General features: G+C 73.5%; 13 protein-coding genes. 5 read left to right on the top strand and 8 right to left on the bottom strand.

Annotation, left to right across the window (positions count from 1 at the left end; genetic code table 11):
• Positions 1–79 precede the first annotated feature (79 nt).
• Both DVK06_RS07120 and DVK06_RS07115 read left to right on the top strand, forming a co-directional pair.
• Entirely contained in the window at positions 80–454 is a 375-nt protein-coding gene (locus DVK06_RS07120) for an Htur_1727 family rSAM-partnered candidate RiPP (protein ID WP_121599798.1), read from the top strand.
• A complete protein-coding gene (locus DVK06_RS07115; RefSeq protein WP_121599797.1) occupies positions 451–1686 on the top strand; it encodes a TIGR04347 family pseudo-SAM/SPASM protein in 1236 nt (411 codons plus the stop codon). The genes DVK06_RS07120 and DVK06_RS07115 overlap by 4 nt, the downstream gene beginning before the upstream one ends.
• Before the next feature lie 19 nt (positions 1687–1705).
• Here DVK06_RS07115 and DVK06_RS18635 read toward each other — a convergent pair whose 3' ends face one another.
• From DVK06_RS18635 to DVK06_RS07105, 3 genes are all read right to left on the bottom strand, one after another.
• A complete protein-coding gene (locus tag DVK06_RS18635; RefSeq protein WP_158293536.1) occupies positions 1706–1873 on the bottom strand; it encodes a hypothetical protein in 168 nt (55 codons plus the stop codon).
• 69 nt (positions 1874–1942) lie between these two features.
• On the bottom strand, positions 1943–2551 hold the full coding sequence (locus tag DVK06_RS07110; protein ID WP_053770897.1) for a helix-turn-helix domain-containing protein: 609 nt from the start codon (positions 2549–2551) through the stop codon (positions 1943–1945).
• A 129-nt stretch (positions 2552–2680) separates the two neighbouring features.
• The gene (locus DVK06_RS07105) at positions 2681–3724 is read right to left on the bottom strand and encodes a cell division FtsA domain-containing protein (RefSeq protein ID WP_053770898.1); all 1044 of its coding nucleotides are present in this window, start codon (positions 3722–3724) and stop codon (positions 2681–2683) included.
• A gap of 145 nt (positions 3725–3869) precedes the next feature.
• Here DVK06_RS07105 and DVK06_RS07100 point away from each other — a divergent pair, with 145 nt between their 5' ends.
• Entirely contained in the window at positions 3870–4703 is an 834-nt protein-coding gene (locus DVK06_RS07100; RefSeq protein WP_121599796.1) for a geranylgeranylglycerol-phosphate geranylgeranyltransferase, read from the top strand.
• Positions 4704–4822: 119 nt separating this feature from the next.
• Here the strand turns inward: DVK06_RS07100 and yciH are convergent, their stop codons facing one another.
• The 5 genes from yciH to DVK06_RS07075 form a co-directional block, all read right to left on the bottom strand.
• The gene (yciH, locus tag DVK06_RS07095) at positions 4823–5116 is read right to left on the bottom strand and encodes a stress response translation initiation inhibitor YciH (RefSeq protein WP_004596695.1); all 294 of its coding nucleotides are present in this window, start codon (positions 5114–5116) and stop codon (positions 4823–4825) included.
• A 54-nt stretch (positions 5117–5170) separates the two neighbouring features.
• Positions 5171–7453, bottom strand: a complete 2283-nt coding sequence (locus DVK06_RS07090; protein WP_121599795.1) for a DUF3488 and DUF4129 domain-containing transglutaminase family protein — start codon at positions 7451–7453, stop codon at positions 5171–5173.
• Positions 7450–8628: a DUF58 domain-containing protein gene (locus tag DVK06_RS07085; protein WP_121599794.1), complete on the bottom strand. Its 1179-nt coding sequence runs from the start codon at positions 8626–8628 to the stop codon at positions 7450–7452. Before DVK06_RS07085 ends, DVK06_RS07090 begins: the two co-directional genes overlap by 4 nt.
• Before the next feature lie 30 nt (positions 8629–8658).
• A complete protein-coding gene (locus DVK06_RS07080; RefSeq protein ID WP_053770902.1) occupies positions 8659–9699 on the bottom strand; it encodes a MoxR family ATPase in 1041 nt (346 codons plus the stop codon).
• Between the two features lie 208 nt (positions 9700–9907).
• Positions 9908–11239, bottom strand: coding sequence for a dihydroorotase (locus tag DVK06_RS07075; RefSeq protein ID WP_121599793.1), 1332 nt, complete (start codon positions 11237–11239; stop codon positions 9908–9910).
• Between the two features lie 118 nt (positions 11240–11357).
• Here DVK06_RS07075 and DVK06_RS07070 point away from each other — a divergent pair, with 118 nt between their 5' ends.
• Positions 11358–11927: a hypothetical protein gene (locus DVK06_RS07070; protein ID WP_121599792.1), complete on the top strand. Its 570-nt coding sequence runs from the start codon at positions 11358–11360 to the stop codon at positions 11925–11927.
• 87 nt (positions 11928–12014) lie between these two features.
• Positions 12015–13385, top strand: a complete 1371-nt coding sequence (serS, locus tag DVK06_RS07065; protein ID WP_121599791.1) for a serine--tRNA ligase — start codon at positions 12015–12017, stop codon at positions 13383–13385.
• The last annotated feature ends 31 nt before the right edge of the window (positions 13386–13416 follow it).

Here is a 13416-nt window from a genome sequence, read left to right as displayed (position 1 = left end):
CGCCCGAACCTGTTCGGGCGAATTTCGCGGCCCTGAGAACGCGCGAAACCCCGTTCCGGGGACCGTCCGTACGGGGGGTATGGTCGAGAAGACGGACCGAACCGAAGACACGAACGGGCCGCGGTCGGCCGACGGTCGCCGGTTCGAGGTGTTCGTCCGCGAGGCGGAGTCGGACCCGCTCCGCCACGTCGGCACCGTCGCCGCGCCGACGCCGGACGTCGCTCACGAGGAGGCGAGCAAGCTCTTCGCGTGGTACGCCCGCGACGTGTGGGTGTGTCCGGCCGCGGAGGTGTCCCGGTACTCCGCGGAATCGCTCGCGGGCGACGCGGACGGACCGGACGACGAGGCCGCCGACGCGGACGAACCGCGCGTCTACGAGGAGACCGAGGGGACGCCGACCGCCTCCCGCGCCGGCGCGCCCGCGGTCGACGCCGACGAGGAGGGGTCGCGATGATCTCCGTCAGCAAGCTCCTCTGCGGGCTCGACGCCGAGAGCGACGGACTCCGATACGACGCGGCCGACGACTCCGAGGAGTCGCAGATCACGGAGGAGAAACAGCGGCGGCCGGTCGTCGTCTGGAACACCACGAAGCGGTGTAACCTCTACTGCGAGCACTGCTACGCGGGCGCCGACGCCGAGGGCGCCCCGAACGAGCTCTCCACCGCGGAGGGGAAGGCGCTCATCGACGACCTCGCCGAGTTCGGCGTCCCCGTCCTCCTGTTCTCCGGCGGCGAGCCCCTCGTCCGGGAGGACCTGCCCGAGCTGATCGCGTACGCCGACGACAGCGGGATCCGGCCGGTCCTCTCGACGAACGGCACGCTCCTCACCCGTGACCGCGCCCGGGAGCTGAAGGAGGCGGGGCTCAAGTACGCCGGCGTCTCCGTCGACGGGCTCCCCGAGCGCAACGACCGCATCCGCGGCGAGGAGGGCGCGTTCGACGCCGCGGTCCGCGGCATCGAGGCCTGCCTCGACGTGGGGCTCAAGACGGGCCTGCGGTACACGATCACCGAGCACAACGTCGACGACCTCGCGGGCGTCGTCGACCTGCTCGTCGACGTGGGCGTCGACCGCTTCTGCTTCTATCACCTCGACTACGGCGGCCGCGGCGCCGACATCTCGGACGTCGACCTCTCCCCGGAGGCGACCCGGCAGGCCGTCACCGACCTCTGTGACCTCACCCGTGAGTACCACGCGGCCGGCGAGGAGATAGAGACGCTGCTCGTCGGCAACTACGCCGACGCCGGCCACCTCGTCGAGTACGCCGACCGCGAGGTCGGGTCCGACCGCGCCCGCCTGATCTACCGCTACCTCGAACGCAACGGCGGCGACCCGACCGGCGAGCGCGTCGCGGACGTCGACCCCGTCGGCAACGTCCACCTCACGCAGTTCTGGCAGGGGTACTCGCCCGGCAACGTCCGCGACCGCTCGTTCGGCGCGATCTGGTCCGACGAGTCGAACCCGCTCCTCGCCGGCCTCCGCGAGCGCGAGGACCGCCTCGCCGGCCGCTGCGCCGACTGCGCGTACCAGTCGATCTGTCGGGGCGGGTCGCGGCTCCGCGCGCTCTCGGCGCACGGCGACCCGTTCGCCCCCGACCCGAAGTGCTACCTCACCGAGGCCGAGCGCGCCGGCGAGGAGGCGCTCGCCCGGATCGACGCCGCCGACCGATCCGCACCCGCCGACGACTGAGGCGCTCGCCCGGCCGCGCTCACTCCCGTTCCTCGCCCGCGCCCTCGGCGTCTCTCCCCGTCCCGTACTTCGCCGAGAAGCGCTCCGCGGGCACTTCGCCGCGGGCGACGCCGATGGCGTCGCGCACGAGTTCGAGCGTGACGCCGTCTCGGACCGGCTCGACGGCCGGCGGGTCCTCGTCGTCCATGTTCGGACCGAGGGGCCGGCGACGCCTCCGCCTCCCGCTTTACCGGTGTACCGCTTCAAGAGGAACCGCTCACCGCTCGGCGCCGTCGAAGACGTCCGTCACTAGCTTCGCCTGCGCCGTGCGGAGCCGCTGGGAGAGCGCGGACTTGCTGATCGCTAGCTCGTCGGCCAACTCGCTCAGGCGCACGTCGCGGTCGTCGTCGAAGTAGCCGCGGACGACCGCGAGCTCGAGCCCGCGCCGCTGTTTCGGCGTCAGCGAGGAGAGGTCGAAGGTGACCTGTTCGGTCGCGTCCGGTCCCTCCACGACCGCGAGCCGCACGAGCCGCACGCGGTCGACGACCTCCCGGAGCTCCCCGACCAACCGGCGGACCGCGTCGCGGTCGTCGACGTATGTCGTGACGAGGACCGTCCCGTCCTCGACGCGGCGGAAGTGCGGGACGTAGCCGAGCCGCCCGAACGCGTGACAGAGGCAGTCCTCGTCGACCTCGCCGGTCCCGCGGCGGACGTCCCCGTCCGGCGTCGTCACGTCGACCACGCACTCGTCGCCGACCGCGTTGACCGCCACCTCGGCGGCCTCGTCGGCCTCGTCGACGATCGGACAGCCGCGGTCGCCCCTCGGGTCGACGTCGAGGTCGACCCGCAGGCGGCGGTCACCCTCGGCGCCGGCGGCGTCGGACATGTCAGTCGCTACGGACGGCGTCGGTTTCATCTTTCGGCGGATTCCCGGGATCCGGCGCCGCGCCGGTCGGGTGTAAAAATGGTCGGAATCGGGGTCGGGGTCGCGTCGGAGGCGCGAGTCGGTCGCGCTTCAGTCCTCGGACTCGGGAGCGGCCTCCTCGGCGGCCGGCTCGCTCCCGCCGGCCGACTCCTCGTCGCCCTCCTCGGAGCGCGCGGCGACGAGCGCCCCGCTGGCGACGCTGTACATCGGCTCCTCGGCGGAGCGCACGCCGCTGATCGAGAACGGGATGTTCGCGTCCGCGAGGTGGTCGGCGAACAGGTCTTCGAAGCCGTTCGGGCTGGAGGTGCCGCCGGTGACGACGACGGGCACATCGAGGCCCTCCTCGACGTCCTCCTCGTCGACCTCGCGCGTGATGTTCTCGATGACGTAGTCGAGCAGGTTCTCGTAGTAGATGGCGAGCGCGCCCTCGACGCCGCCGACGTCGGTGCGGAAGTCGAGCTCGAAGTCGTCCTCCTTGATGCTCGTCACCTTGTCGACGGGCGTGCCCGTCGCCTGCGCGGTCTGCTCGTCGACCCAGTCGCCCCCGCGGGCGATGGAGAACTTCATCACGGGCACCGCGTAGTAGGCGAGACAGACGTTGGTCATCCCCGCGCCGAAGCTGATCCCGAGGCCGGTGAAGTTGTTGTCGGCCAGCTCGGAGTAGATGACCGCCATCCCCTCGTTGATCGGCTCGGGGTCGTACCCCATGTCGCCGAGCATCGACTCGAGCGTCTTCTCGTGGTACAGCGTCGTGAGCGGCGAGTCGATGGGGTCCGCCGGGCTGGAGTAGAACAGGCGCTCGTTCGGCTTCGAGGGCTCGCCGACCACTTGTTCGGTGATCAGCTTGATCATCGGGATGGCCGAGGCCTCCTCGCTGGAGAGGATGCCGTGTTGCATCGGCCGCCGGGTCTCCTTGTTGAAGATGTTCGCGAAGTTGAGGGCGTCGTCGCCGACGACGTACACCTTGTCGTCCTTGCGGATGTGGAGGACCTCGCTGCGCGAGAGCATCTGCTCGGCCATGTCGCTGTACTCGATCTCGACGAACGAGTTCCGCTGCTGTACGAACACCGTCTCCGCGCCTTCCTGTCGTCCGGAGAGGATGTTCATCGTGCCGACGTCTAAGCCCTTGGCCATGTTCGGGTATTTCATTTCGGACCTGATAAACGTTCGTGGCGGGTCGATCCGACCTCGCTCCCGGCCGGGCGAACGCCTTCGGGACGGGGGGTCCCCGACGGATCCCGCACCGTTTATTCCTCGCGGGCGGGAGTACGCGGACGACGTGCGAGACACGCTCCGCGGCCTCGTCCAGCTCGCCCGCCTCGGCAACTGCGTCGCGGCCGGAGTGCTCACGGCCACCGGCGCGTTCGTCGCCGGCGCGAGCGGCGCCGCCGTCCCGACCGCGCTCGCGGCCGCGACGACCGTCTTCGCGGTCGCCGCGGGCAACGCGATCAACGACTACTTCGACCGCGAGATAGACGCCGTCAACCGCCCGGACCGTCCGATCCCGCGCGGCGCCGTCCCGCCGCGGCTCGCGCTCGCGACGGCCGCGACCTGGTTCGCCGTCGCCGTCGCGGTCGCGGTCGCGCTCCCCCCGGCGGCAATCGCCATCGCCGCGGTGAACCTCGTCGCTCTGCTCACCTACACGAGCCTGTTCAAGGGGACGCCCGGCCTCGGCAACGCCCTGGTCGCCTACCTCGTCGGCTCGACGTTCCTGTTCGGCGGCGCCGCGGTCGGGAACCCGCGGGCGGTCCTCGTCCTCGCGGCGCTCGCGGGGCTCTCGACGTTCACGCGCGAGGTGATCAAAGACGTCGAGGACGTGGCCGGCGACCGCGAGGAGGGGCTCGCGACGCTCCCCATCGCGGTCGGCGAGCGCACCGCGCTGTGGATCGGCGCGGCCGCGCTCGTCGTCGCCGTCGCCGTCAGCCCGCTGCCGTACCTCTCCGGGACCCTCGGCGCGGCGTACCTCGCGGTCGTCGCGGTCGCCGACGCGGTCATGCTGTACGCGACCTACGAGGGGTTCGATGACCCCGCGGCGGCGCAGCGCCGGTTCAAGTACGGCACCTTCCTCGCGGCGGCCGCTTTCGTCGTCGGGCGAGCCGCCGTGGTCGCGTGAGGGAGGTCACGCAGTCGTGGTCGCGTGAGACGGGTCGCACGGCCGCTAATAGGAGAGTGGCGCGGCGAAAAAACGGTCTCGCTCGAAGCGATGCTCGACGGCGGACGGTCAGGTGACGGTCACGCGACGTTGAAGCCCTTGTCGCGGAGGAAGTCCTCCACGCGACCCGAGTGGTTCCCCTGGAGCTCGATGGCGCCGTCCTCGACGGTGCCCCCGCAGGCGAACTTCGACTTGAGATCCGACGAGAGGGAGCTCAGATCCACGTCCTTCGGGTCGAATCCTTCGATGACCGTTACCTCCTTACCGTACCTGCGCTCGTCGATGCGGATGCTGATCTGCTGGGACTCCTTCGCGACGTCCTCGCAGACGCAGAGTTCCTGGGGCAGTCCGCACGTCGAGCAGACTTCCGACATTACAGCCCGAATCTACAGGACGCCCGTATTAAATAGTGTCGGGAAGCCCCCCGATCAGCGGACGAACCGCCCGATGAGCGGCAGTCGCTCCAGCGCGAGCCCGCGGACGGCCCGCCGGGCGGCGTCGGCCTCGGACCGCGTCACCGACCCGGCGTAGGCGGCGCGCTCGTACGCGGTCGCGACGGTCTCGACGCGCTCGTCGGCGCCGAGCGCCCGCATCGTCTCGACGTAGCGCCGCGGGGTCTCTCCCGGCCGCCGCTCGCGGTATGGCTCGGCGAGCAGCCGTTCGAGGTCGGCGAACGCCCGCTCGGCGTCCGCGGTCGGGTCGCCGCGCCGCCGCGGGAGCAACGGACCGATCCGCCGGCCCGCGCGGCTCGCGAGGCCGGTCCGCCGAACCCCCGCGACGGCGAGGCCGGCGACGAGCAGCCAGTAGAGCGCGGTCTCCGGGTCGGGGAGCGACCCGAGCGGGCCGCCGTCGCTCCCGCTCGCCTCGGCACCCGTCGCCGGGCCGGTCGCCGTCGACGGCGCGGTCCCCGTCTGGGTCCCGTCGAGCCGCGCGATGGCTCCGGGCCCGAGCGATCCGCCGTCGCTCGCGTTCGCCGTCGCCGAGCCGTTCGTCCCGTTGGCCGACGCCCCCGCGTCGTCGGTCGCCTCCGCGTCGGTCTCGTTCGGCTCGATCTCCGGCGTCGCGTCCGGGGCGGACGCCTCGGTGTCGACGTTCTCCGCCCCGTCGGCGCGCGCCTCCGCGAGCCGGGTGTCGCGCGCCGCGTCGCGCGGCTCCGAGGGGGTCGGGTCGAACGTCACCCAGCCGTGGTCCGGCACGTAGATAGACACCCACGCGTGGGCGTTCTGTCCGCGGACGACGTACTCGTCGTCGCCGACGCGTTCGCCGGGAGTGTAGCCGGTCTCCATCCGCGTGGGGATCCCCTGCGTCCGGAGCATCGCCGCCATCGTCGTCGCGAAGTACACGCAGTAGCCGGCGTCCATCTCGAAGAGGAACGCGTCGGCCACGTCGCCCTCGGGCCGCTCGACGGTCAGCGAGTAGTCGTACTCCGAGCGCAGGTACGCCTCGACCGCGGCCGCCCGCTCGTACGGCGACTCGACGTCCGCGGCCGCGAGTATCTCCTCGGTCCGCTCGCCAACCCGGTCGGGCGTGCTCTCGGGTAGCTGGGTGTACCGCTCCTCGATCGCCTCGGGGTAGTCGGTGCTGGCGTTCCGGAGCGTCGCGGGGTCGGCGTCGAGGACGCGGCTCGTCACCGTCACGTCCTCGCCCGGTTCGAGCGGCGCCGCGAGCCGGAGGCCGCCGCGTTCGTCGACCTCGACCGCCCCGCCGCCCGAGACCGAGACGGGCTTCCAGGGCGCGGGCAGCGCGCCCGACACCGTCTCCGCGGTGACCGTCACGTCGACCGTCTCCGCCTCTCCCGGCGGCCCCGCCAGCGTGCCGTTCAGCGCGGAGCGCTCGCCGGTCCGCACCCAGCCGTCGCCGGTGTAGGTGTCGTACGCCCCGGTGTGCCAGTTCCGCTCGACGGGGCTCTCGATCGTGTACCGCACCTCGGGGGAGAGCCGCGTGGTGCCGATCACGTCGAGTTCGTCCTCGCCGCTCAGGCTCGACTCCAGCGTCGTCGTGCCGCGGTCGAGGCCCAGCGGCGCCGCCGCGCCCGCCGGGATCACGGTGACGGTCGCGCTCGCGACGACCATCGCCGCGACCACCAGCGCGAAGGTGCCCGCGTGGCCTCTGCGCCGACTCGGCGTCGAGAGCGTCGAGAGGCCGACGGCGAGCGCGAGCCCGACCACGCCGGCGACCGCCGCCCCCGTCTCCGCGTCGCCCGTGAGCACGAGGAAGCCGAGGGTCCCGCCGCCGACGCTCGCGGCCGCGACGTGGCGCCCGCGCCCGGCGAAGTAGCCGACGAGGAACGTCGGTACCGGCGCCACGGCGAGCACCCACACGTCCGCGAGCGCCAGCCGCAGCACGGAGAGCCCCGTCGACAGCGCGAGGAGGTCCAAGGCGACGCTCCGGACCGTGAACAGCGCGCGCTGGCTCGCGGGGATCGCGAGGAAGTACCCCGCGAGCCCCGCGGCGAACAGCACTCCGGCCAGCCACAGCGCCGTTCGCTCGCCGACGGCCCGCGCCAGCGCGACCCCGCCGAGCCCCGCGACCGCGACGACCGCCGCGGTCCGCCCCGTTCCGCCGACGACGTTCGTCACCTCGAAGAACACGGCGAGGTACGCCGCGGCGACGACCGCGACGCCGACGACCGCCGGGTCGGCCAGCCGCCGCTCGTCCCCGGCGGGACCGCCCGAGGCGAGCCGCTCCCGGACGGACGCCCCGCGGCTCACGGCGACGCCACCTCCCGTCCGTCCGGCGCCGCGTCGGCCCGGCCAGCGCCGGTGCCGTCGCCCCGTCGGCCCGCGCCGTCGCCGCCCGTGCGCTCCGCCTCGGCCTCGCGGCGCAGGTCGGCGAAGGACTCGGACCGGTCGCCCGCGCGGAACCGGGCGTCGTCCGCGCCGGCGACGACCGTCACGTCGGCCTCGTCGTCGGCGACCGCGCCCGGGCCGATCCGCGCCGCCAGCTCCAGCACCTCGCGCCGCCCGCGGCCGCCGGGGGCCGCCGAGACCCGCCCGCCGGGCAGCCGCACGTCGACGGGGACGCCGTCGTCGAGCAGCGCCAGCGCGAGGCTCACGGTCGCCCGCGCGAGCTCGTCGGCCGCGGCCGCGCTCGCGGTTCGGTCGGCGTCCGCGTCGCCGTCGCGGCCCACGCCGCCGAACGGGTCGCCGTCGCGGCCGGCGCGCCCGCCGCCGCTGACCTCCGTCCCGCCCGCGATCGTCACCCGGTTCCGCGCGGTCTCGGCCGCGAACTCCTTGACGACGATCTCGTCGCGCTTGGCGGTCGTCGCCCAGTGGACGTCGCGGACCGCGTCGCCGCGGGTGTACTCCCGCAGGCGGTCGAACTCCTCGCGCTGACGGCTCACGTCGACCGCGTCGGCCGCGTACAGCGCCCGTCGGAACCGCGCCGGGATCGGGTCGCGCGGCGGGTACACGGTCACCGCGTCGGTCTCGTCGACGAGCAGCGAGCGCTCGAAGAGGCCGAACACGTCGGTCGCGGTGAGCTGGACCGGGCCGAGCGTCCGCTTGCCGCGCTCGCGGTACGTGACGGCGTACGACACGGGCTCCGTGCCGACGGCCGCGCGGATCGGCGCCGTCGGTCCGTCGAGCCCCTCGTCGACCCGGACCCGAACGTCGGCGAGGAACGAGGACGCGCCGCCGTCCCGCGCCGCCGGGCCGAACTCCAGGCGGACCTCGCGCGTCTCCCCGACGAACCCGTCGGCGGGCGTCACGTGCCGGACGGTCGGGGCGTCGACGCGCGACACCTGGACGTAGCCCGCCGCGAGCGCGATGGCGACGGGGATGACGATGGCGTCGAGTGCGCGGCCGCCGGCGGCGAGCGCGCTCGCGGCCGCGACGAGGCCGACGGCGCCGGCGACGCGCCCCCGGCGGGTGAGTTCGGGCGTCATCCGATCGAGGGCGGTGTCGGCGTCATCTCGTCACTCCACGCGGATCCGGTCGAGCGCGTCCTGAACCACGTCGGCGCCGTCGGTTCCGCCCGACTCGGTCCGGATCCGGTGCGAGAGCACGGTCGGGGCCTCCGCCTGAACGTCGTCGGGGATCACGTACCCGCGGCCCTCCAGCGCGGCGCGGGCCTGCGACGCGCGGACCAGCGCGAGGCTCCCGCGCGGGCTCGCCCCGAGCCTGGCGTTCCGGCGGGTGAACACCGCGAGCCGGGCCACGTACTCCCGGACCGCCTCCGAGGCCTCGATCTCGCCGACGATCCGGCGGGCCCGGCGCACGTCGGCGACCGTCGCCACCGGCTCCACCGCGTCGACCGGGTGGTCGCCGGTGAGCCGCCCGAGGATCGCGGCCTCCTCGTCGGTGTCCGGGTAGCCGAGCCGGATCTTCTTCGTGAAGCGGTCGACCTCTGCGACGGGCAGCTCGTAGGTCTGTCCCGGCTCGACGTCGTTCTGGGTCGCGATCACGCAGAACGGGTCCGGCAGGGCGCGGGTCGTCCCGTCGGTCGTCACCTGGTTCTCCTCCATCGCCTCCAGCAGCGCCGACTGCGTCTTCGGCGGGGCGCGGTTGATCTCGTCGCCGAGGACGACGTTCGCGAACACCGGGCCGGGCTGGAAGTCGAACTCGTCGGTGCGGCGGTTGAACACGTTGACGCCGGTCACGTCGGAGGGCAGCAGGTCGGGGGTGAACTGGACGCGCTTGAACGAGCCGTCGATCGATCGCGCGACCGACTTCGCGAGCGTCGTCTTCCCGACGCCGGGCACGTCCTCGACGAGGAGGTGCCCGCGCGCCAGCACGGTGACGAGGACGTGCTCGACGGCGTCGCGCTTGCCGACGATCACGTCCTCGACCTCCCCGACGATGCGGTCAGCGAGCGCGGCCACGTCCGCGGGGGTCTCGGGGTCGACGCCCGCGGCGGCGGCCGCCCCGCCGACCTCGCCGCCGGTCGATTCCGCCTCGCCGTCCACCGGCTCCGCGGGACCGGCGCCGAACGGCCCCGACTCTCCGGGGTCCGTCATGTTCGGCCGGCCTCGTTCGGGTCGGGCTCCCGTCCGAAGGCGACCGTGCGAATGCTCCCCGTGATCATCGATATACCACGGGTAAGGCGAGCAACGGCATATGCGTTCCGCCGGCGGCGGTCCGCTCGTCTCGGCCGATTTCGCCCCTTCGGCGCCGACGGTCGCGGGCGACGATTCGCGCCTCGCGACCGGGCCGTTCGCCGCGGACCTACGACTCCCGGACGTTCCGACCGACCGGGTCGCCGAACGACGCCGCGCCGGTCGCCGGGTCGCGCTCGTAGACGACCTCGCCCCGGACGAGGGTGACCTCCGGGAAGACGCCGCGGAGCCCCTCGAAGGGGGTCCACCCGCAGGCGCTGTGGAGCGCGGCGGCCTCTATCTCGCGCGGGTCGGCGGTGTCGACGAGGACGAGGTCGGCGTCGCGCCCCTCCGCGACCCGCCCCTTGCGGTCGAGGCCGAACGTCTCGGCGGGGTTCGCGGCGACCACGTCGCGGACGCGTTCGAGCGACAGCTCCCCGGTCCGGGCCGATTCGAGGAGGAGCGGGTACAGCGTCTCGACGCCGGGGACGCCGCTCGGCGCGTCGACGAGCCCGCGGCGCTTCTCCGCGACGGTGTGGGGCGCGTGGTCGGTCGCCACCACGTCGACCGCGCCCTCGGCGAGCCGCGCGAACAGGGCCTCGCGGCGCTCCTCCGAGCGGAGCGGCGGGTTCATCCGCCCGAACGTCCCGAGCGACCGCGCCCGCTCGCGGGAGAGGAACAGGTGGTGCGGCGTGACCTCGCAGGTCGCGTCCGCCCCGTCGTCGCGGGCCTCGACGACGGCGTCGACGGCCTCCGGCGTCGAGGTGTGCGCGACGTGGACCTGCGCGTCGCGGTCCGCGGCCGCCGCGAGCGCGCGCTCGACCGCGGCGACCTCGGCGTCGGCCGTCCGGTAGGCCGACCACGCGTCGGCGGTCGCGGCCGTGCCGACGCCCCCGAGGTCGCCGTCGAGCGCCCCCTCGTCGAACAGCGTCGCGTCCTCGGCGTGAACGGTGACGGGGGCGTCGCGCCGGGCCGCCGCGTCGAGCGCGTCGGCGAACAGGTCGGCGTCGATGCCCATGTCGCCCGTCGAGTCCGCGAGGAACACCTCGCCGAGCGCGAACAGCGGGCGGTCGAAGAGGCCCTCAGGGTCCCACTCCCCCGTGACGCCGCCGTTGATCCCGTAGTCGACGAGCGAGTCGGCCGCGAGCGCGGCCTTCTCGTCGAACGCCGCGCCGTCGACGGTGGGCGGCGAGGTGTTCGGCTGGTCGACGACGGTCGTGACGCCGCCCGCGGCCGCGCTCCGCGACCCCGAAGTCCACGTCTCCTTGTGGCTCCCGCCCGGCTCGCGGAAGTGGACGTGGACGTCGACCGCGCCCGGCAGGAGGTGCCTCCCGCGGGCCTCGATGACGCGCTCGCCGGCGTCGGCCCCGAGCCCTCCGGCGACAGCGTCGATCCGTCCGTCGTCGCCGATCCGCACGTCTCGAACCCGGCCGTCGGCCAGCGTCGCGCCCGTGATGAGCATCGTTGTCGGCCGGTCGCGGCGAGCGGGATAAACGCTGGTGGTTCCCGGTCGCGGGGTCCGCGGCGGCCCGCCACGAGGCACCGCAAGACGTTTGTCGCCGGCGCGGGCTCCCTCGCGCATGGTCGCTGCCCTCTCCGCCCTCTCGGGCGCCGCTCCTCCGCTCTCGGGTGCCCTCTCCCCGCTCTCGGGCGCGGCCGCGCCCCTCGCGGTCCCCGCCGTCGCGGACGCGGTCGTCGGCTGGCTGTGGACGGTCGCGCTGTTCCTCTTCCCCGGTATCGTCGCCGCGGGGCTGTGCGCGCCGTTCCTCGCCGCCGAGCGCCTCCGCGCGCTGTTCCGCGCCCTGCCGCCGACGGGGCGGCTCCTCCCCTCCTACCTCGGCGTCTCGGTCGGGCTCTCGGTGCCGTACCTCGCCGGGGTCGTCCTCACCGTCGCGCGCGCCGCCGAGGCGGGCCCCGCCTGGAGCTCCGGGTTCCTGCTCACGGCGCTGCTCGGCGCGGTCGCGGTCGGCCTCGTCGCGCCGGCGGTCGCCGTGTTCGGGCTCCCGCGGCTCGGGCTCGACTGGGACCCGACCGGTTACGGCGTCTCGACGTACCTCCTCCTCGGCGGCGCTGGGCTGTGGTACGCGGCCGTCGCCGCGGTCCCGCTCGTCGCGCTCGCGGTCGGGATGGCGCTGCCGGGCGGGTACTGACGGCGGCCGCCGTCGCCGCACCGCCCCGTGCCAACCGCTGCCGACGCTCCGATACGGTTTTGGGTCGTCCCGCGGAATCCCCGCCAAATGCTGTCTCGACAGTTCGTCCGGGAGAACCCCGAGGTCGTCCGCGAGGCGCTCGACAACAAGGGCGTCGACGTGGACCTCGACCGGATACTCGACGTCGACGAGGAGTGGCGGGAGCTGAAACAGCGCGGCGACGACCTGCGCCACGAGCGCAACGAGGTCTCCTCGACGATCGGCGAGCTGAAGGCGGCCGGGAAGGAGGAAGCGGCCGAAGAGGCGATCGAGCGCTCGCAGGACCTCAAGGCCGAGCTCCAGGCGATCGAGGAGCGCGCCGACGAGCTGGAGGCCGAGTTGGAGGCGTCGCTGCTCGAACTCCCGCAGATCCCGCAGGACTCGGTCCCCGTGGGCGAAGACGAGTCCGAGAACGTCGAGCGCCGCCGCGAGGGGTTCGACGACCGCCGCGACCTCCCGGCCGACGTCGAGCCGCACTACGACATCGGCGAGGAGCTGCAGATCCTCGACTTCGAGCGCGGCGCGAAGGTCGCGGGCGGCGGCTTCTACGTCGCGAAGGGCGACGGCGCCCGCCTCGAGCACGCGCTGATCCAGTTCATGCTCGACGTCCACCGCGAGCAGGGGTACGAGGACGTGTTCCCGCCGATCCCGGTCAACTCCGCGTCGATGCGCGGCACCGGCCAGCTGCCGAAGTTCACCGAGGACGCCTACCGCGTCGAGGGGACGAACGAGGAGGCGTACGACGACGACGACCTCTGGCTGCTCCCGACCGCGGAGGTGCCCGTCACGAACCTCCACCGCGACGAGATCCTCCTCGGCGAGGACCTCCCGCTGAAGTACCAGGCGTACACGCCGAACTTCCGGCAGGAGGCGGGCGAACACGGCACCGAGACCCGCGGGATCGTCCGCGTCCACCAGTTCAACAAGGTGGAGATGGTGAACTTCGTCCGGCCCGAGGAGAGCGACGAGCGCTTCGAGGGGCTCGTCGACGAGGCCGAGGAGGTCCTGCGCCGCCTCGAACTCCCCTACCGCATCCTGGAGATGTGTACCGGTGACCTCGGGTTCACGCAGGCGAAGAAGTACGACATCGAGGTGTGGGCGCCGGCCGACGACATGGACGAGGGCCCCGAGCAGGGCGGCCGCTGGCTGGAGGTCTCGTCCGTCTCGAACTTCGAGGACTTCCAGGCGCGCCGCGCCGGCATCCGGTACCGCGAGGAGCACCACGAGTCCGCGGAGTACCTCCACACCCTGAACGGCTCGGGGCTCGCGGTCCCGCGGATCGTCGTCGCCATCCTGGAGTACTACCAGAACGACGACGGCACCGTCACCGTCCCCGAGGCGCTGCGCCCGTACATGGGCGGCACCGAGGTCATCGAGGGCGGCGACGCGGTCGGCGAGTCGAAGCTGGGCGGGGAGTAGGGCACGCCCTCCGACCGCTCGCGCCCCGAAG

The sequence above is a fragment of the Halorubrum sp. Atlit-28R genome (assembly GCF_003665955.1).
Classification (GTDB): domain Archaea; phylum Halobacteriota; class Halobacteria; order Halobacteriales; family Haloferacaceae; genus Halorubrum; species Halorubrum tropicale.
The sequence above is the reverse complement of the archived record's forward strand: the minus strand, read 5'-3'. Positions and strand labels throughout refer to the sequence as shown.